Annotated in this window: 15 protein-coding genes and 1 pseudogene; 5 read left to right on the forward strand and 11 right to left on the reverse strand. The window is 57.7% G+C overall.

The features are described from left to right. Positions 1–11 precede the first annotated feature (11 nt). From P3T17_RS17715 to P3T17_RS17730, 4 genes are all read left to right on the forward strand, one after another. Positions 12–554 (forward strand): outer membrane protein, encoded by a 543-nt coding sequence (locus P3T17_RS17715; protein WP_429408220.1) that lies wholly within the window; start codon positions 12–14, stop codon positions 552–554. 341 nt (positions 555–895) lie between these two features. Next, complete coding sequence (locus P3T17_RS17720; protein ID WP_429285976.1) at positions 896–1,474, forward strand: phosphatase PAP2 family protein; 579 nt, start codon at positions 896–898, stop codon at positions 1,472–1,474. Positions 1,475–1,518: 44 nt separating this feature from the next. Beyond that, on the forward strand, positions 1,519–2,736 hold the full coding sequence (locus P3T17_RS17725; protein WP_429408221.1) for a hypothetical protein: 1,218 nt from the start codon (positions 1,519–1,521) through the stop codon (positions 2,734–2,736). After that, positions 2,733–3,899: a sialidase family protein gene (locus P3T17_RS17730; protein ID WP_429408529.1), complete on the forward strand. Its 1,167-nt coding sequence runs from the start codon at positions 2,733–2,735 to the stop codon at positions 3,897–3,899. The genes P3T17_RS17725 and P3T17_RS17730 overlap by 4 nt, the downstream gene beginning before the upstream one ends. A gap of 61 nt (positions 3,900–3,960) precedes the next feature. On the opposite strand, the gene kdsA is transcribed toward P3T17_RS17730, so the two are convergent. From kdsA to P3T17_RS17775, 9 genes and pseudogenes are all read right to left on the reverse strand, one after another. Continuing rightward, on the reverse strand, positions 3,961–4,806 hold the full coding sequence (gene kdsA / locus P3T17_RS17735; RefSeq protein ID WP_429408223.1) for a 3-deoxy-8-phosphooctulonate synthase: 846 nt from the start codon (positions 4,804–4,806) through the stop codon (positions 3,961–3,963). Positions 4,807–4,831: 25 nt separating this feature from the next. Beyond that, positions 4,832–6,007 carry a glycosyltransferase gene (locus tag P3T17_RS17740; RefSeq protein ID WP_429408225.1) on the reverse strand — a complete coding sequence of 392 codons (1,176 nt, stop codon included), beginning with the start codon at positions 6,005–6,007 and terminating at the stop codon, positions 4,832–4,834. Between the two features lie 177 nt (positions 6,008–6,184). Beyond that, positions 6,185–7,015 (reverse strand): glycosyltransferase, encoded by an 831-nt coding sequence (locus tag P3T17_RS17745; RefSeq protein ID WP_429408227.1) that lies wholly within the window; start codon positions 7,013–7,015, stop codon positions 6,185–6,187. A gap of 2 nt (positions 7,016–7,017) precedes the next feature. After that, entirely contained in the window at positions 7,018–8,217 is a 1,200-nt protein-coding gene (locus tag P3T17_RS17750) for a capsular biosynthesis protein (RefSeq protein WP_429408530.1), read from the reverse strand. Between the two features lie 29 nt (positions 8,218–8,246). Continuing rightward, on the reverse strand, positions 8,247–9,479 hold the full coding sequence (locus P3T17_RS17755; RefSeq protein ID WP_429408229.1) for a lipopolysaccharide biosynthesis protein: 1,233 nt from the start codon (positions 9,477–9,479) through the stop codon (positions 8,247–8,249). Positions 9,480–9,494: 15 nt separating this feature from the next. Continuing rightward, a complete protein-coding gene (locus tag P3T17_RS17760; RefSeq protein ID WP_429408231.1) occupies positions 9,495–11,735 on the reverse strand; it encodes a polysaccharide biosynthesis tyrosine autokinase in 2,241 nt (746 codons plus the stop codon). A 9-nt stretch (positions 11,736–11,744) separates the two neighbouring features. Then, positions 11,745–12,221 carry a low molecular weight protein-tyrosine-phosphatase gene (locus tag P3T17_RS17765; protein WP_429408233.1) on the reverse strand — a complete coding sequence of 159 codons (477 nt, stop codon included), beginning with the start codon at positions 12,219–12,221 and terminating at the stop codon, positions 11,745–11,747. Beyond that, positions 12,218–13,399: a polysaccharide biosynthesis/export family protein gene (locus P3T17_RS17770; protein ID WP_429408235.1), complete on the reverse strand. Its 1,182-nt coding sequence runs from the start codon at positions 13,397–13,399 to the stop codon at positions 12,218–12,220. The genes P3T17_RS17765 and P3T17_RS17770 overlap by 4 nt, the downstream gene beginning before the upstream one ends. A gap of 19 nt (positions 13,400–13,418) precedes the next feature. Further along, positions 13,419–14,093, reverse strand: a pseudogene (locus P3T17_RS17775) (sugar transferase); the annotation flags it as partial. A gap of 461 nt (positions 14,094–14,554) precedes the next feature. On the opposite strand from P3T17_RS17775, the gene P3T17_RS17780 reads away from it, so the two are divergent. After that, on the forward strand, positions 14,555–15,532 hold the full coding sequence (locus tag P3T17_RS17780) for a 2-dehydropantoate 2-reductase (protein WP_429408236.1): 978 nt from the start codon (positions 14,555–14,557) through the stop codon (positions 15,530–15,532). A 96-nt stretch (positions 15,533–15,628) separates the two neighbouring features. On the opposite strand, the gene P3T17_RS17785 is transcribed toward P3T17_RS17780, so the two are convergent. Together P3T17_RS17785 and oxlT are read right to left on the reverse strand one after the other, a co-directional pair. Next, positions 15,629–17,080: an aldehyde dehydrogenase family protein gene (locus tag P3T17_RS17785; protein ID WP_429408238.1), complete on the reverse strand. Its 1,452-nt coding sequence runs from the start codon at positions 17,078–17,080 to the stop codon at positions 15,629–15,631. A 48-nt stretch (positions 17,081–17,128) separates the two neighbouring features. Further along, positions 17,129–18,457 (reverse strand): oxalate/formate MFS antiporter, encoded by a 1,329-nt coding sequence (oxlT, locus tag P3T17_RS17790; RefSeq protein WP_429408240.1) that lies wholly within the window; start codon positions 18,455–18,457, stop codon positions 17,129–17,131. Positions 18,458–18,809: the final 352 nt, after the last annotated feature.

The raw sequence follows: 18,809 nt of genomic DNA on the forward strand, positions 1-18,809 counted from the left end.
CCGTTTCACTAATGAAGACAAAGAAGATTTTTTACACCGTTTGCACCACCACGCTCGCGATTATTCTGACCGGCCTCACGCAGGCTCATGCCGGTACCGCCCCCGAGGCAGTCCAACCCCAAGGCAGCGAATTCTCCGGAGGGTACGTCGGCTTCAAACTTGGCGAGAACCGCTCCAATGCCTCGGGCGTCGCACCCAGAGCCAGGCACGACACGACGTTTCCCGGGCTAGTCGCAGGCTACGCGTTCGATGCCGGCCCCCTGGTGCTCGGCGCCGAGGTGTTCACCGATTTCCACCATGGCTCTGCCACCGGGAAGGATGGTGGTCTCGACGCCAAAGTGGGTGTTCCCGTCGGCAAACTGATGCCGTATGCGCGGCTCGGCTTTACGGGCTCATGGCCGGACACGCGACTGCATGGTGGATTGGGAGTGGAATATAAGCTATCCAGTCAATTCGGACTTGCCGGCGAATGGACCGCCGACACTTCCCGTTCAAGCGGCACTAAACGCAGAAATGACAGCTTTACTTTTGGATTAAATTATCATTTTCAATAATCCGAATATAGGATCGCAAGGTCAATTTGCTAAAAATATGGATTCGATTTCAGGGAAAGAAGAAATCTCTCCGTAAAACGCTTGTCTCAAAACGCGCGAAAACAGCGCTCTTGTCGAGGTGGGGCGAGCAAGCATTAAAGCTCAGGTGAGAAGTAGACGACCATTCAAAGCAGCGGTTGCCGGGCAGGCAGCCTCTGCTTTCCGCAGGAGGATCACGGCATTTCAGACACGTCCCATTCCAACCAAATTGTTTCTGCCGCAAAATCTCGCTCTTTCCCGTACAGCATCGTTACCGGTCACACGCAGGCCAATACGCCTTCTCAAGTATTCGAGGATCTGAAATGTGGTCTGCCATTAGCGATCTCGGCGACGCAGCCATGACGCTACCCCTTGCTGTTGCCTGCTGCGCATGGCTAGCCATGTCCTTGTCTGGCTGGCGCGCCGCGCTCGCGTGGCTGGCACCGCTTTGCGCCGGCATGTTGATGGTCGGATTGACCAAGATTCTCTATGCCGGATGCGGCGTGCAAATCCCCGCGATAGGTTTTCGCGTCATAAGCGGCCACACCATGCTTGCCTCGGCAGTCTGGCCAATGGCGTTCCTGCTTGCCTCGCGCAGCGGAACGAGCACGGGCACGCGCGCCGCATTGATGTTGGGATTCCTGCTGGCTGCATTGATCGGCACGGCCCGCGTTTTCGATCAGGCACACACGACGTCGGAAGTTATCGCGGGTTGGGCTCTGGGCGCGGTGGTGACCGTGATCTTTGTACGCTGGAAGGACACCCCCGTACTCCCCTCGCGCCTGCGGCCATTCGCGATCGGCTCGATGCTGTTAGTGTCGGCGGCTGCGTATGGACACCATGCACCGATTCAAACGGCCATCGAGTCTTATTCGCCAGTTCTTTGTGAACGGCTGTTTTAGGTAACGCCCCGCCATCAAGACGGGCAACGAAGCAGGGTATCTCTATGCGGCGCGCTAGCGTGTCTACATTTCTATTTGCCGCGAGCATCGCTTTCTTTTCGCTTAGCGCGTTCAGTGTTCGCGCAGCAGCATGTGCATACTTCTTGATAGGCGCTTTGGCGTTTCTGAAGATGCCAACCTTGCTGGCGCGGCAGATCGGCCTGGCGCCGGTTCTCGCATACTGGGCGACCATTCTTTGCCTGTCGTTTATCCAGTCTGCGTTTGGCGACTTCTATCCGAACTATTTCATCAAGTTCATTTTTATCCAGACCTATATCGCATTGATCTTCTGGATGTTCCGCAGCAAGATCCTCACACTTGGGTCGCTGACGCGCGCATGCGAAATCCTGATCTACGTTCATGCTGCGTTTTTTATTTTCCAGCTTACGTACTATCTGCTCACCGGCCATTTCATTGACTTCGACAGTTACGTTCGTGAAGGCAGTGCCGAAGCGCTCTATGAAACCAAGACGCTAAGTGACAGCCTGATACCCATCCGCGCGCTGGGATTGTTCTCGGAGCCATCGTTTTATGCCATGACGGTTGTCCCGGCAGGTATCGTCCTGTTGCTGGCGAAACGCCAGTTGACCTTCGCCACATGCCTCGCCTTTTTTACTGCATTGCTGAGCTTCTCGGTTGCCGCGATCATCGTATGCGCGATGCTTTGTATCGTGCATTTATTCCTCGGGCGCGTCTCGGTTCGATTAAAAATTGCGACGATTCTAATCGCCGTTTTATGTACCCCTCCGCTCTACACGGTCTACGACAGGCGTGTCAATCAATCGGAAGATTACAACGCAGTCGCCAGCCGAACGCTCGTCTTTAACGAACTGGCCGTGCGCGATTCCCTTTCGGGCATGTTCGGCAACGGTCTGTTCTGGGACGAACGCAACAACGTCGGGAAAACCCATTTGCGCGGTTACGAAGTTCGCGATAGCTCCTTCTATGTGTACATGATCTTCAGTGCGGGAGCAGTGGGCGCCACTGTGTTCTTTGGCTCGCTTTTAGCCCTGTTCAATGGCCACGGACGAAGACGATACCTGCTCTATTTACTCCCGATCCTGCTATTCAAATACCACTTCCTCCACGGAATGCTGTGGCTCACACTTTTGCTGTTCCTCGTTGTGTCACGCGAAATTCCGATGGGAAGGCATTCGGGGCGACGCAAACGCTTCTACCTCGGTTCGCTCGGTTCGTTGGCACAGGTTCGGTGTCGACAATGACACGGTGGATCCTGGTTATCCTTCTGTCCGCATTGGCCGTCGGCGTCTCGGTCGCTCAGGTCGCGCCCGAATCGCCACCTGGCCGGATCATTGCCCACAGCGCCGCTTCGACACAGATCTTTCTTGGATCGCCCTCTCTCGCGGTACTCCCGGACGGCACCTACATCGTGTCTCACGACACGTTCGGTCCCGGTTCAAAAGATGATCAAGTTTCGCTCTTTGCTTCCCGTGACAAAGGTGTCACCTGGAAGAGCCTGGGACAAGTATCGGGGCAGTACTGGTCTTCGATATTCGTTGCACGTGGCGCGCTCTATCTGTTTGGCACCGACCGTTCCATGGGCACACCCGTGATTCGACGCTCGGACAATGGAGGGGCGACATGGACGACGCCACTCGACGCATCGACGGGTCGCTTCCCCATGCCGGGCCGTTACGTTACGGCGCCAGTACCGGTGCTGGTTGATCATGGGCGCATCTGGAGAAGTTTCGAAATCGCCGAGGGCGGCGACCTGCGGGAAGTCGTCCTGTCAGCCCCCGTCGACGCCGATCTGCTCGATACGACGGCCTGGAGCAGTACGACCCATCTCCGATCGGACAAGAGGTGGCTGAACGGCGACTTCCTTTCGTGGGAAGAGGGCAATATGGTGTCGACGGGGCAAGCTCTACCGTCCGTCGTGATGCGCGTGAACAGCAGGCAGGGACAAGAAAAAGCCGCGCTGGTTTCTCTGACCGCTGGCGCAGACGCGCTCTCCTTCGATCCAGCCCGTGATTTTGTCGACATGCCCGGCGGCGGCAAGAAATTCACGATCCGGTTCGATGCGCGAACGAAGCTCTATTGGTCGCTCACGAACGCCGTGCTGCAAAACAACGGACACGAAAACCTCGAACGGGTCCGCAACACGCTGGCGTTGATATCGTCACCCGACCTGCGCCACTGGACTATCCGGCGCGTGCTGATGGAACACCCGGATCGCCAAAAGCACGGCTTCCAGTACGTCGACTGGCAAATCGAAGGAAACGACATCATTGCCGTAATCCGTATGGCGTTTGACGACGCTCAAGGCGGCGCACAGAGCCAGCACAACTCGAATTACATTAGCTTTATGAGATTTCCGGATTTCAGACAAACGCTTATGCAACGCCCGGCACCAGCCCCCGGCTGAAAGCAAGGCACCCGAAATAAGTGCCCAGCCTTCGCGCTTGCCAATGACTACTCGCGTCCGCTCAGCGGATGTCCAACACGGGCATGCCCTTCACCAGATCGTCAATCGCCTTGATTTGCGTGAGGAACGCCTCAAGCAAATGGAGCGGCAGCGCGCTAGGCCCATCGCAACGCGCGTTGTCCGGATCAGGATGCGCCTCCAGGAACAGGCCACCCAGACCCACTGCCATACCGGCTCTCGCCAGATCCAGCACCTGACGCCGACGGCCTCCCGATGCCTCGCCTAGCGGATCGCGATTCTGCAGGCTGTGAGTGACGTCGAAGATCACAGGACATCCACCGGTCGCTTCCGCCATCTGGCGAAAACCCAGCATGTCCACCACGAGATTGTCGTAGCCAAACGAACTGCCACGCTCGCAAAGAATCACCTGATCGTTACCCACCTCGCGGCACTTCGTCACCACGTGTTTCAGCTGCGTGGGGCTCATGAACTGCGGCTTTTTGACGTTGATCGGCTTACCGGTCTTTGCGATCGCCACGACGAGATCCGTTTGGCGCGCCAGAAATGCCGGCACCTGTAGCACATCCGCAACCTGGCCGACCGCTGCCGCCTGCTCGACCTCATGAACGTCGGTGATCACAGGGACGCCGAAGCGCTCCTTCACGGCGCTGAGAATGGTGAGTCCCTCATCGAGGCCCACGCCGCGATAAGAATGGATCGACGACCGGTTCGCCTTGTCGAAAGACGCCTTGAAGACAAACGGGATATTCAGTTTCCGCGTGGTCTCTACAAACTGGCCGCAGACGTCAAGGGTAAGATCGAGGTTCTCGAGAACGTTCAGTCCGCCGAACAGCACGAACGGCAGATTGTTCCCAATTTCGATGCCTGAACCAATATGTACTTTCACTTTCTTCTCCAGATTGTTGGGTAAGTTACGGCAATGCCGATTCGAGCCACGCACGCAAACGCGTGGGACCGCCCCTCCGCAAACGCCCTTCTCGACCCGCAATATAAACCGGTATCAGTTCCTTGAAGAACCTGTCCTCGCAAAATCGTGCCTGCGCCTCCGCGTGAGCGCGTGCCGCGATAGCCTCCCGAAGCATCTCATCTTCGGCAAACTTGGTAAGGAATTCGACCGCCTCGTCCGCGGTTCTGAAAATCGCCCCGGTATCCAGGTGGCGCACGACGTCTACATTTCCCGCACAGGCAAAGACAACCGCCGGCCGCCTCAGTAGCATGGCTTCGATAACCGACACCGGCATGCCTTCCCACGACGCCGTAGACAGATACAGGCTGGCTCGCTGGAGACAATCCATGACTTCAGCTCGACCCAGCCAGCCACTCACCTCGACGCCTGCGGCCAGCAGCTCATCCTTGAGCGCCTGATCGCCATCGCCGATCCAGAGGAACCGCATGCCACGCCCCTTAAACCGGCGGGCGATCTCGGCAAACAGGCGCGGATTCTTTTGCGCCCGAATCCCACCAACAGTAACGATACACCCACGAGCCATCGTGTCGTACCTCGTTTTGTCGGGACTCGCAGCCGGTACGCTAGCAACCGCATTTTCGATCACCACGACCGGCCGTCTCAGATAGGCTCGTATTGCAAGGCGCTCGCTCTCGGAGCAGGCGATGTACAGGCACCTCCTGACACACGCAATCAATTCGAGGCCCGCGAACGACAGTCTCCTGAGCATGGAAACATCTCTGCGCATAAAGGAAATGCAGTGCGGGCTATAAAAGAATGCGGTTTTTCGGAATGAAAACATCGCCGCGATCCGACCCAGGAAGCCCGCGAAGGATGAGTGCAAGTGCACGATGTCGGGCTCAACCTCTTTCAATGCGGCGCGCACATCCGCGAGAACCGAAAGCACACGCGAGTTTTTCATCTGGATATGCCGCAACACGACGTCCTTGTGGAACAACGCCCTGAGATCGGCCGGCGTATCTTTCCGAACCGAGTAGATCACATGCACGTGGTGGCCTTCCTGCGCGAGCCGGTTTGCGATCATGCAAACCATCGACAACGTTCCGGTTGCGCTCGACTCCAGTAGCTGAACAATCTTTAGGGCTTTGCCTTGCGTGGGCTGAGACAACATTTCGAACATATTTCCAGTTTTAGACGGGCAGTCGTCAATGCCCCGTCGGCGCAAAGGCGTTGCACCGCCGCAGCCCCTAATTGCCGAGGACGCGTCAGTTATTGATGAATTAATGGATTAACCGAAGTTGCCGCGTTCAATGCGCGGAAATTGACTACTTTCGAGTTCTGACCGGATTTATCTGGGCTACCGCCGCTTCAGCCAGAGCACCATCGAATATGGAATAGCCATCAACGCCAGCGTTTTAATCACGCCATATACGGTCGCCGCATTGGCGCGGGCATACCGCAATTGCAAACGCAATCTCGACTGCAATTGCTGCTTGCGCCTGCTAATTGAGAGCCCATTCGGATTGATTTCGCAACTTACCAACGCGGCCTGCAGGTTGGCCGTCTCAAACCTGCTGACAAACTTCCAGAAGAAGGCGTAGTCCTCGGCCATCGGATAGTCGATCGGATAGCTACCCAGTCTGCTCATGACCGAGCATCGCCACATCACTGCGGGGTGTACGAAGGCACAATTCAGATGCATGGCACGTCGGATTTTTCGGGCCTTCACCGGCAGTGTCAGCGTGTATTGGGGTTCGCCTTCGGTGTCTACGAAGGTGACTGCACTCCCCAACAGCATGATTTTCCGATTATTATCAAGAAACTCCATTTGCAAGCGGAAGCGATTGGGAGCACACGTATCTCCGCAATCCAGTCTGGCGACATATTCATAGTGTTGTTCAATCTCGAGCAGTCCCGCATTCAGCGCGAATTGAATACCCTGATTTCGTGGCAAATAGCCAAACCTGATGCGTCCGTCAAATGCTTTCTTCGCAGCAGTCTCATCGGGTTTTCGCTGGCTGCCGTCGTCCACCACCCAGACATCCACCGCTTCGTCTTTCCCGATAGAGGACAACGATTTCAGCAGCCCCTCGGGGTTGTTGTAGTGAGGGATCAACACAGCACATCGGCCCGTGCTCAGTTCAGTGCGGCCGCGCAAGCCGCGATTCAACGCCGACAAATCGTTCATTTCTATACCGTCCGGGCAAAAACATTTCGCGCCGACAGCGTAGAAATCTCACCAGAACCAAAATAGTCGATGCCGTCAATCAAAAACGAATGAATGTATTTGCGGAGCCTTGCCTGATCGAAGTCCTTGTAGAAACATCTCCCCAGCGATACGACCTTCTTCCCGTACAGCAGCGCTTCGAGGCCCACCGTCGAGTTGATGGTCACGACCATTTGCGCATGCCTGATCAGTTCCGTCGTAGGCGACGCGACCAGATCGAATAAGTAAGCGTTCTTAAGACGCACAATTTCCGCGATCATCGCGGCATCGTTCTCCGCGGGGTGCAGCTTCACCAGCAGTCGAGCCCCGGCCTTCGCTGCCAACCCGGACGCAATCTCAATCGCGCCAACATTGTTCACATCGGAGTGCAGTTTGATCTGCGTATCGCCGGAAACCTGCAGCGGCAAGAACACGTAAGGCTGCGCGGACAGGTCCTTCGGCGAAACGTTCTGTGCCTGCCGATGCGCTGCCTTGCTGCTTCCGATCCGGATGGTACGCAACGAAGTCCTGGCGACACCTCGTGTGGCGAACTTCAACGCATAGTTGAGCACGGCCACAGCCTTGCGACTCATGAACGTTTGCGACTGAGGTAACGGCCTGGATTTGTATTGCTCGTAATCCACGAGCCAGCGACGATGTTCGTCTTCACTGGGCATCTGCAACGCATCGATCACCGCGGGATCTGCACTGATCGTCGAGAGAGCATTGACTCCCAGGCTATCGACGAACAGCTTGTTCGGGAGATTGGATATCTCGAGGAATCTGCGCTGCACGCCATGCTGTTCGCAAACCTTACCAATGGTTCGACCGAGTAGTTGCTGACCGTTCCATATGACGCATTGCGAAACCGCGAATCTACGAAACGCCCTGGAAACGCTGCTGCAGATCGCAGCAGCATCGCGTCGTGCGCGTTCCATGGAAACGTGCCCATTCAATACCTCAATGGCGGCGTCATACTGGGTCCCTGTCGGGCATTCATTGGGACTGGAGCGCAGCAAACCTGTCTTGCGCAGATAGATCGAGCGCAAACCCGACAACGAGAGCCGGACATGCGCAACCGGCTCACTCGTTAGAAACAGGAGATCCAGTTCTTTACCGACAGCCTTCACCAGTCTTCTCGCGAAGTAATAGCGCTCCATCGAATCAACAACAAAAGCAATCATGGTCCGTTTTTCTACTATGTTTGTGGAAATCAGGTCGAAGCGTGAACACGCGAGACGCTGCCGCTCATCACCTTGAATGTCAGCGTGATGCCGCAGATCATCAACATGGCGCCGGCCAGCGAAAAGCTCCGGATGCTCGCCTGTGCCGACAGATTCATGAGACGGGCCGCGAACAGCACACTCACGAGCGTTGCGCCGCACGACAACTGAAACAGGAAATCGGTTCGCTGCTGTCTGACGGCCAGAAATACCTGGGACAACGGCACATAAATCATCTGAAACGCAAAAAGAGGAATCAGGTCGTAATAGAAGCCGATCGCTCCGTCCCATCGATTGCCGAACACCATCTTTACAAGCGGCCCGAAGAGCAGAGCGCCGCCAACTGCGTACAGCAATGCAAGCACCACGAGCGATCGCGCGTAAGCCAGAAACACCTTCGACAAGGCATCTGGTAAGTCATCCTGAGCGATGGCCGCAACCGCATCGCGCCGGAACACGCCACCTAGGCTCTGACCGATCAACGAGACAGGGAAACACCCCAGCCGATAGGCCGCGGCGAAATACCCCGCGCTTTCGGCGCCAAACCAATGTGGGATGACGATCGCCAGTGCGTAAGTCAACACCGATCCGCAGACGGTAGAAGGCAGGATATATTTTGCGAATCGACTGTTCGCGACAAAGAACTCGCGCGACACCCGAAACTTGTATCCCAGTCGTTTTCCCAGCAGAAAAATCCAGACGAGCATCAGGACTGCGACGACTAGATTGACTACGGTATAGGCAACGAAAACGTCCGGTCCTCTAGTTGCGAGCACCCCCCATCTTTCAGCCAGGCACGTCAGAAATGCCAGGTTCACCGCCAAACGGCACGCCGCTATCCATCCATAGCGCCGCATGCTGTTGAGATAGGCGCCGGCGGCCTGCTGAATGAAGTAAGCAAACGCGAAGGCCTCAACGATGTACAGGTCGGAGCGCCCAGCAACGAAGCTGATCGCCACTGCAATGAGAATGACGCCTGCGCTGAGGCTAATCACATTGACAAGCGCGTTGAAGGATTGCTGCGGGCTATCGCTGACGCAAGCGAGCTCATAACGACACGCCAGCAGCGTCCCGGCAAACGTGCCGAGCGCGAGCGTGTAGTTAAAATGTCCCAGCACCTCCGGTCCGCTCGAACGCCCGATCAGCGAGATGCACAGAAAAAGCACGATCTGAGCACTTATCACACCAATCAGCGACACAACGGAGTCTTTCGCCTTGATCATGACAGAGCGCTCATCTCAAGCATCCTGGTCGGCTCCGTATTCGTACGCGACATAGCGATAGCCGCCATATTTCGAGCCGAATCGGGACTGTTCCAGGCGGGGATTCGCACCGTTAAACACGATGCCGTTCAGACGCACGCCGTTCTGAGCCAAACGCTTGGCAGACTCGGTCAGTTCGCCAAGTCTCGTTGCCTCTGCGCGCGCAACCAGGAAGGTCGTACCCGCCATCGAGGCCAACGTGCCCGTATCGGCCACCGCGAGAACGGGTGGCGAGTCGATAACGACAACGTCGTAGCTCTTCGAGAACGCTTCAATCAGTTTCGCCAGGCGACTATTCAGGAGCAGCTCCGCGGGATTCTTCGGCAGCGCGCCTGTGGAAAGAAAATCCAGTCCGTCGATCACGTTGGAATGCAGCACGTCGCCAAACGGCGCATTGCTCTCTATCAGTTCGGATAAGCCGCGTCCACGGACGAGTCCCAGGTATTCGTGCAGGCGGCCTTTGCGCATGTCGCCGTCCACCAGCAAGACGCGTTTTCCTGCCATTGCCAGTACGGCGGCGAGGTTTGACGAAATAAACGATTTGCCGGCCCCCGGCGCGGGTCCCGCGATCACCACGACATTGTTCTTTGCCTCGACAATCGCGAACTGGAGCGCGGTACGCAAGCTTCGCAGGCTTTCAACGGCGGGATCATTCGGAAACACATACGACAGGAGGAGCACATCGGGGCCACCCGTTTTTGTCTGTTCAGAAAGCGCCTTCTGACGATTGCTCAACGGGACTGTTGCATAGACGCTCAGCCCAAGACACTGCTCGATCTCGTTAGCGTCGGAAATACCGCGAAACAGCATTGTGCGTGCAAGCGCCGTACCGCAGCCGACGAGCAAGCCGAGCATGGCAGACGCCACCATGACCAGCAGCTTCTTCGGTTTAACTGGAGTTTCCGGAACCGCCGCCGTATCGACTAGCCGCACGTTCCCCACCTTGCCGGCGCGAATCAGTTGCAGTTGCTGCATGTTATTCACGAGCGCCGTGTAAAGATCGGTATTGACCTTGACGTCGAGCATGAGACGCAGCGAATCCTGCTGCAGATCGGGAAGCTGACGAATCTGCTTTTCTGCCTGGTCGCGGTAAGCGCCCAGCGCGGCAATCTGCTCGTCAATCGCGACGACATCTGGATGCCGGTCCATCAAGTGCGATAACAGCTCCTGCCGCTTCTGCTGCAGCTCCAGCAAACGGGTTTTGGCGTCCGCCGTCTGCGCCAATGAGAGCCTGGCCTCTTCGGTGAGATCAACCGTTCCATGCTGCGCACGGAATTTCGTCAGACGCGCCTCCGATTCGTTCAACTGGTCCTTGAGTTGCGGCAACTGGCCGCTAAGGAACTCGAGCGATTGCGCAGCCTCCGCCGACTTTCTTTCGACGTTCTGGCGGATGTACTGGCGGCCGATCTCGTTCATCGCGCGGCTGACCAGTTGTGGATCCGTGTCCTGCAGGCTCGCAACCATCACATCGGATTGCTTGATCTTTTCCTGGACGTTGAGCTTGTCCTGCAGATCGAGGATCGTTTGCAGCCTGGACTTGCGCACCAGCTTGAAATTGGCGCCCGGCATCGCCGAGATGGCATCGATGCGCAGTTCGATCATGCCGCGGCTCGTCGTAAAGCGCTCAAGCGTGCCGACTGCGCCGTCAATGCTTGCCTCGAGATCGCTTCCTGAGAGCCTGTAACGACCACCGCCAAGAGCGGTCACCGTGAACGCATCACCCTCTAACGCTTCCGGCACGTTAAAGATGGGCACGTCGATACTCTCACCGCCCCACGTGTAGCCACCCAAGCCCATGAAACCCGGCTTCGATAAACCACCGTTGCGATGCGCAATCCAGTTTCCTATCACGGGAAAGCGTAGCGCCCTGGCGACCACGAACAGATGCAGATTGTCGACTGCCCGCGACACGACGAGGCGCGACGCAAGAATCTGTGTCTCAGCCGAGGCAGACGACTTCACGTCGAACATCGACGAGACGTCGCCAAGCAGGCTCTTTGCAGCCGACGTGTCGGGACTGTCTTCGACCTGAACCAGAATGTCCGCCTGGTAGACGGGCTTTGCCAGCAGCGCGTATGCTGCGCCGAGGAAAATAAAGCTGGCCATCACCGAGGCGATCAACCAACGGCTTCCAATGAGAACGTCGAGCATGGCGACGAAGTCGGCATCGCCGTTTGTATCGATGGGAGGCTGAGGATCTTGACTGATTTGATTCATATTCGTTAATCATGTACGGGCGGGTTCGGCCGCACTCAGCGAGTCGCGCGCTCGAACAAGCTGGAGGCGCGTCAGCCAGCGAGCAATGCCCGCCTCGATCAGCCGCGCGCAACGCTCAAAAACAAAGCGTGGCTGGCGGTAGGGATCGTGAATGTCGAAATCGTCCTGCTCGCCAAGGCGAAAGACCTTGCCGCGTGCAAACGAGTAGCGCTCTTCCAGAAATCTGCGTTGATCCCGGTCCATAACCAGGATCAGATCGGCTTCCACACACAGGCTTCTACTGATCTGCCGAGCCCGATGTTCTCCAATGTCAACGCCACGCTCGCGCATGACGTCCTGGGCAATGGCCGTTGCAGGCTTGCCGGTTAACGCGTTGACTCCGCAGGACGCAACTTTCACGTCAGGCAGTGCCACGCGGAGCAATGCTTCGGCCATCGGGCTACGGCATACGTTGCCCTCGCAGACGACGAGAATCGTCCCGATCACTTCGCCACCACTGCGGCCGTCAAGCCGGCGTTGACGGCCGGCAGCAACAAACTGAGCACCCGGCTAAAGCGCACGAGGCCGTTACCGTCGGCATAGACGATGTCCTTAGGCTGCAATTCGAACTGGTTCGCCAGCACCATCGCTACCGGCGAGCTGGCGTCGAGATGAAACACCTGCGGCGTCGACTCGAGCGATCCGCGAATCACATAGAGTTGCGCGGCATCGGCAGTTGTCGCATTCAAACTACCCGCCTGCGACAGCGCATCACTAAGCGTTAGCTTGCCGTTTCTCTTCGGAAGCGCAGTAACGGGTTTGTTGACTTCGCCCATCACAAACGCCCCGCTGTCTTCGCGAGACAAAACATGAACGAGGTCACCGCCCCTCAGGATGATTTGAGCGGGATTCCCTACCTGCCCCGCACCATCAGCCAGGTTAATCTGCTTCGAGACGCCGTCGCGCACGAGAATGACGCGGCTCTGATCTGCACTATCGATAAAGCCGCCTGCGCGGCTGATCGCGTCATACAGCGTCATCGGAACGTCGTTGACTGGTTGAGACCCGGGAGTGTGAATCTCGCCCTCGATGTATACCTGCCCGGATCGAAACGAAGCGACGCGCACCGTAACCTGAGGATTGCGAAACGTACTGCCAAGCGCGTGCACCAGCTGTGTCTGGATCTCCTCGGGCCGTAAGCCGCCCACATGCAGCCGGCCTGCGTAGGGGAACTGCAGCGTCCCATCCTGATCGATAACGAATCCTGCGGGAGCATCGGATGGACGCGCTGCGGTGGCAGGTTGAGCCCCAAGTGCAGCCGCCAGCTCGGGATGATCCCAAACGATGATTTGCAGAACGTCACCGGGCCCGACGACGTACGCGGTGTGTGCCGCGACAGGAAGGTCCACGGCGACAGACGAATCCAGGCTGCGTGCTTCTTCCCGCAATTTCCTGACCAGTGCAATAGAGATATCCGTGACCGGAACGGGCAATTGGGATTCCGTGGTCTGAGCATCGCCACTCTCCGCCGGAATATGTGCCGGTTCCTGCATGCGCATGCCGGGTGCAACCGCGCACGCGCACAGGGTCGCGCACAAAGGTGCCAGCGCCACCAACTTCCGAATTCCGGAGACACGTCCACGCGATAGCGGACCGCCATTGCGGACTACCCTCAACACACCCATATCGACCTCAAATTTGCGCTTAATACGCACCGCTCCCGGTGACGACCACCTTGACCGTCCTGATCAGGATTCCCAGGTCGCGACGAAGCGACCAGCTCTTCACATACGACACGTCCAGCGACACGCGCGTGGCGTAGTCCGTGTCGTTCCTGCCGCTGACCTGCCAGAGACCGGTCATGCCGGGCTTGGCCATCAGGTAATAGCGCACGTCGTCGCCGTAGCGGACCAGTTCTTCTTCCACTATCGGGCGCGGGCCGACAAGGCTCATCTCGCCTCGCACCACGTTCAATAGTTGCGGCAGCTCGTCCAGACTCGTGCGACGCAGAAAGCGACCAATGCGCGTGATCCGGATATCGTCCCTAAGCTTGAATTCAAGGTCCCATTCCATGCGTGCCCGTGGATCCCGATCCAGAAGATCCTTCAGCACCGCATCGGCATTCATCACCATCGAGCGGAACTTCAGACATTTGAATGCCTGACCGTGCTGCCCTACGCGAGTGTGTCCGAACATGGCCTTTCCACCGTCAAGCCGCACCAGCCATGACACTACCAACAGCGCAGGAGACAACACGACGAGCAAGCACGACGCAGCCGCAATATCGAAGGTGCGCTTGATCAGCGTCCTTACCCGCCGCCTTGCCGCACCGCTGCCAGGCCGGGTCTGGCCGTACCGTCTGCCATGATTCGTGGTTGCTCGTCCTGCACTTTCCGGCACTTGACACTCCTGAGACACAATCGCTTAAAAAAACAGAGTTTCTATACGCTCGCAACAAAGCGTTACTCGTCACTAAATCAGGATGACTAATTTAATATGGCACTTATGGAGTCGAACTACGTCTCTCTATGCCACGCCAGTCAGCGAGAACTCGAGCGCCCAATCTTCGTTCGTCGAGAGGGCGCAATTGTGCCCCCCACAGACAGATGGGCATATAAGACATTTCTCAATGAGATTGAGATAAGTCCTCAACGAGTCTGGCTAATCGATGTACGGGGGGCGAGGTCGGAGTCAATTTGACGCATAACCCATAGCGAATGGATCAGCGCATAAACTTTAACTATCATTAATCGTAGCCACCCCCTATTCTTGAACCGTGACTCTCTGCGGGCGTGTCGTGCTGAGGGCAAGCGGCTTTTCACTACCACTGGGACGAAAACATGAAAATCTGCATCTTCGGAGCGGGAGCGATCGGCGGGCTGATGGGTGTTCAGTTGGCACGTGCTGGAGCGGACGTCAGCTTCATTGCGCGCGGCCCACATCTGGCCGCGATGCGCGAACACGGCGCGCGTTTGCTCATGGATGGCGAGGAGTTCAGCGCGCCCGTCAAGTGCACGTCCGATCCCCGTGAGCTCGGCGTACAAGACTTCGTGATCGTGACGCTCAAGGCGCACTCGCTACCGGGCGTGGTCGAATCGATGCAACCGCTGCTCGGCAAGCACACGGCCATCGTGACGGGCGTCAACGGCATCCCCTACTGGTACTTCTATCAGCACGGCGGCAAGTTCGCCGGCACACGCCTGTCCAGCATCGACCCGGACGGTACGCAATGGACGCGGCTCGGCCCCGAACGCGCCATTGGTTGCGTGCTATACCCCGCCGCTGAGATCGTCGAGCCGGGGCTGATCAAGCACGTGTATGGCAAGAAGTTTCCCATTGGCGAGCCGAGCGGCGATCGCACGCCGCGCATCCAGCAGCTTCACGAGATCATGCAGGCGGCGGGCTTCGACGCGCCGATCCGCGATAACATCCGCGATGAAATCTGGCTCAAGCTGTGGGGCAATCTTTGCTTCAACCCAATCAGCGCGCTCACTCACGCAACACTTGATGTGCTCACCAGCGACCCTGGTACGCGTGCCGTGTCACGCACCATGATGCTCGAGGCAAAGCGCATCGCCGATCAGTTCGGCGTGCACTTTCGCGTCGACGTCGAAAAGCGGATCGATGGTGCCGGCGCAGTGGGCGCACATAAAACCTCGACGCTGGTCGATCTGGAAAACCGCCGGCCAATGGAAATCGATCCGCTGCTCACCGTCGTGCAGGAAATGGGACGCCTCGTCGGCGAGGCCACTCCGACTATCGACGTGGTACTTGCGCTGGTGAAGTTGCGCGAGCGCATGGCGTTGCAGGGTGCATAAATCGTACCCCTCATCAGCGATGCTTAGAGAAGCAGTACCGTTCAAGAGTGTGGAATCGAGTCTGACAGGCTCGATTCCACAACCGGCCCTGAAACACTATTGATCGATCGCAAGCCAGACGGCTTTGGGTTCCGTAAAGTTTTCGATCGCCACGTCCCCATGTTCCCGGCCGAAACCCGAATCACCCGCCCCACCCCACGGCAAGCGCACATCGGTATACCCATAGGTGTTGATCCACACGGTCCCGGCCTTGAGCCCATGCGCGACCCGATGCACCCGGCCAATATCGGCACTCCACACGCCTGCAGCGAGACTGTATAGCGTACCGTTAGCAATCCGTAACGCGTCTTCTTCGTCGTCAAACCGGATCACGCTCGCCACCGGCCCAAAAATCTCCTCCTGCGAGATACGCATCTCGTGCTCGACGTTGGCAAACACAGTGGGTTCGACAAAGAAGCCCCGCTCGCCAACGCGCTTACCACCCGTCACGAGCTTTGCCCCCTCTTCCCGGCCTATCTCCACGTAACCGAGCACGGTCTTCATTTGCGCCACAGAGATAAGCGGCCCCATTGAAGTCTCGCGCGCCTTGGGGTCGCCGATCTTCATCGATTTCGCACGCGCCGCAAGCCGCTCGACCACTTCGTCATAAACATCGCGATGCGCCAGAATACGCGAGCCGGCCGAACATACCTGACCGGTGTTAAAGAAAATCCCGGATGCCGCCGCACGCACCGCGTTGTCGAGGTTCGCATCCGCGAAGATCACGTTGGCCGATTTGCCGCCCAGCTCGAGCGTCACCCGCTTGAAGTTGCTGGCGGCGCCCTGCAGGATGCCACGTCCCACAGAGGGTGAACCGGTGAACGTCACCTTGTCGACACCCGGATGGGCCACCAGTGCATTACCAACCACACTCCCCTTGCCCGTGACGATATTCAGCACGCCGGGCGGCACGCCGGCTTCGAGCGCGAGTTCGCCCACACGCAAGGCGGTGAGCGGCGTAATCTCGGCCGGCTTGACGATCAGCGTGCAGCCGCACGCTAGCGCAGGGGCGATTTTCCACATGCCGATCATCAGCGGGAAATTCCACGGCACAATGGCCGCGACCACGCCGACTGGCTCGCGGATCGTGTAGGTCAGTGCATCCGGCCGCACAGGTACCACCTGACCGGTGATCTTGTCGCACCAGCCGGCGTAGTAAGCCAGCGTATCGATGGCGGCCGGCAAATCCTGGCGTTGCACGGCCGAGATCGGCTTGCCTGCATCGAGACTTTCAAGCGCTGCGATTTCCTCCTGGTTAGCCCGCAATAAATCTGCAAAGCGGTTCAAGATCCGGCTACGTTCGGCCGACCGAAGCGCATTCCACACCTTCAGTGCGGCCCTCGCCGCACGCACCGCGGTATCGACATCGGCGACGCTGCCTTGCGCCACGTAAGCAATGGGCTCTTCCGTAGCAGGATTGATGTCGACCGAGTATTCACCGCTACTCGGCGGTACACGCTTACCGTCGATCAGGAGATCGTATCGCTTGAGATCGAGTTGGGTGTCCATCGTGGTACTCCTTGCTTTTGGGGTATTACATTAATTTGCGCGGTGCCGTTATTCACCTGTCTGCTCCGGCCAGTGCGTGAGCCGTGACGGACCATTGGCGGCAGCGGCAGGCGCGTTGTGCAAGCCGATCCAGCGCGAACGCATCGGCGCGAGAATGAACTTTGCGCAGACGGCTGCCGCGATCGTCACGACGGCCGACACGATGAACACCAGATTCCAGCCACCGGTTGTGGACAGGATCGAGGCGAGCGGCACGAGCAATGAAGCCGTACCCTTCGCTGTGTACAACGTGCCCGCGTTGGCCGCCGCATATTTACTGCCGAAGGTATCGGCACAGATTGCCGGGAAGATCGAAAATATTTCGCCCCAAAACAAAAAGATAAGGGCTGCGAAAGTGATGAACGCATACGGATTGCTGCCGTATTGCATGAGTCCGAGCAACGCCAGTCCTTCGCCGCTGAAGATCAGGAACATGGCGTTTTCGCGGCCAATCTTGTCGGAGATGAAGCCGCAGAGGGGCCGCGTAAAGCCGTTGCAAATATTGTCGATCGACAGCGTCACTGTCAGCAGCGGCAAGGTCATACCGAAGAAGCTCATCGGAATGCGCGCGAGCCCCCAGTCCTTCGCGATCGGACCAAGTTGCGCGGTGGCCATCAAGCCACCGGCCGCGACGGCGACAAACGAAATGTAGATCACCCAGAACAGGGGTGTCTTGATCATTTGTCCCGGTGTGTAGTCGACCTTGGTAACGAGGAATTTCTTGCTCGGTGCGCGTACCTGGCGCGTGTCGGGCTTCTTCAACAGCATCGCGAGACCGAGTATGCAGACACCTTGCAGAATGCCGAAAAAGAAGAAGGCCTGCTCGTAGCCCGAGCGCACAATCATGTTGGCAATGGGAATCACGGTCACGGCAGCACCTGCACCGAAGCCCGCTGCAGTGAGCCCGGCTGCGAGGCCGCGCCGATCCGGAAACCACTTCAGCGCATTGCCGACGCACGTACCGTACACACAGCCCGCGCCAATTCCGCCAATTACCGCGGCCACATAAAGATGCGGCAGCGTCGTCGCATACGAGTCGATCACCCATGCGAGCCCGGCGCACACCGCACCGCCTGCGACCACCGGTCGAGGGCCGAACCTGTCGACCAGCCAGCCCTCGATGGGCACGAGCCACGTTTCAGTCAGAATGAAGATCGAAAACGCGAGCTGGATGGAGGCGTCCCCCCAGTGGTGACGCACGCTCATTGGCGTCACGAAGAGCGTCCATGCGTATTGCAGGTTCGCAACCAGGGCCATGCACAGCATGCCAATCACGAGCTGGCACCACCGGTTCGCGCCAACGGCAGGGGCCGGCTTTTGCTGAGTAAGATCGTCCATGCGCCTTGTCTCCGCTATCTATTCAGGGCAGCCGGCCACTTCGCCGTGCTGTGTGCACCCCACCTTATAGTTGCGACCCGAAACGTTGCAATCGGGCATATTTTCTTATTTGCATCACCCATTTCCGTCATTTAAATCGCAATGCGCGGAAGTCCGGATTATTCCCTGGTTAAATCGGATCGATTACGCGCACACGGTGACGTGCCTCACCCTGCAGCGCCTTTCTGCAAGCGTTAACCCGATAGCCACTCTTCTCCACTCTGCTTTATAAATTCATGCTAGGGTCATTACTGAATTACGGATAATTAAAGTTTGTTAGTATGTCGATTCATATTCGCTTATACATCGGCCA

Origin of the sequence: Paraburkholderia sp. GAS82 (genome assembly GCF_050436285.1) — a bacterium.
GTDB classification, from domain to species: Bacteria; Pseudomonadota; Gammaproteobacteria; order Burkholderiales; family Burkholderiaceae; genus Paraburkholderia; species Paraburkholderia phenazinium_B.

Bases quoted from the DNA above. Each gene is read 5' to 3' on its own strand.
- P3T17_RS17730 (WP_429408529.1), top strand. From the start codon at position 2,733: ATGACACGGTGGATCCTGGTTATCCTTCTGTCCGCATTGGCCGTCGGC.
- P3T17_RS17785 (WP_429408238.1), bottom strand. From the start codon at position 17,080: ATGGACACCCAACTCGATCTCAAGCGATACGATCTCCTGATCGACGGT.
- P3T17_RS17715 (WP_429408220.1), top strand. From the start codon at position 12: ATGAAGACAAAGAAGATTTTTTACACCGTTTGCACCACCACGCTCGCG.
- P3T17_RS17755 (WP_429408229.1), bottom strand. From the start codon at position 9,479: ATGATCAAGGCGAAAGACTCCGTTGTGTCGCTGATTGGTGTGATAAGT.
- P3T17_RS17750 (WP_429408530.1), bottom strand. From the start codon at position 8,217: ATGATTGCTTTTGTTGTTGATTCGATGGAGCGCTATTACTTCGCGAGA.
- oxlT (WP_429408240.1), bottom strand. From the start codon at position 18,457: ATGGACGATCTTACTCAGCAAAAGCCGGCCCCTGCCGTTGGCGCGAAC.
- P3T17_RS17770 (WP_429408235.1), bottom strand. From the start codon at position 13,399: ATGGGTGTGTTGAGGGTAGTCCGCAATGGCGGTCCGCTATCGCGTGGA.
- P3T17_RS17760 (WP_429408231.1), bottom strand. From the start codon at position 11,735: ATGAATCAAATCAGTCAAGATCCTCAGCCTCCCATCGATACAAACGGC.
- P3T17_RS17725 (WP_429408221.1), top strand. From the start codon at position 1,519: ATGCGGCGCGCTAGCGTGTCTACATTTCTATTTGCCGCGAGCATCGCT.
- P3T17_RS17780 (WP_429408236.1), top strand. From the start codon at position 14,555: ATGAAAATCTGCATCTTCGGAGCGGGAGCGATCGGCGGGCTGATGGGT.
- P3T17_RS17745 (WP_429408227.1), bottom strand. From the start codon at position 7,015: ATGAACGATTTGTCGGCGTTGAATCGCGGCTTGCGCGGCCGCACTGAA.
- P3T17_RS17740 (WP_429408225.1), bottom strand. From the start codon at position 6,007: ATGTTCGAAATGTTGTCTCAGCCCACGCAAGGCAAAGCCCTAAAGATT.
- P3T17_RS17720 (WP_429285976.1), top strand. From the start codon at position 896: ATGTGGTCTGCCATTAGCGATCTCGGCGACGCAGCCATGACGCTACCC.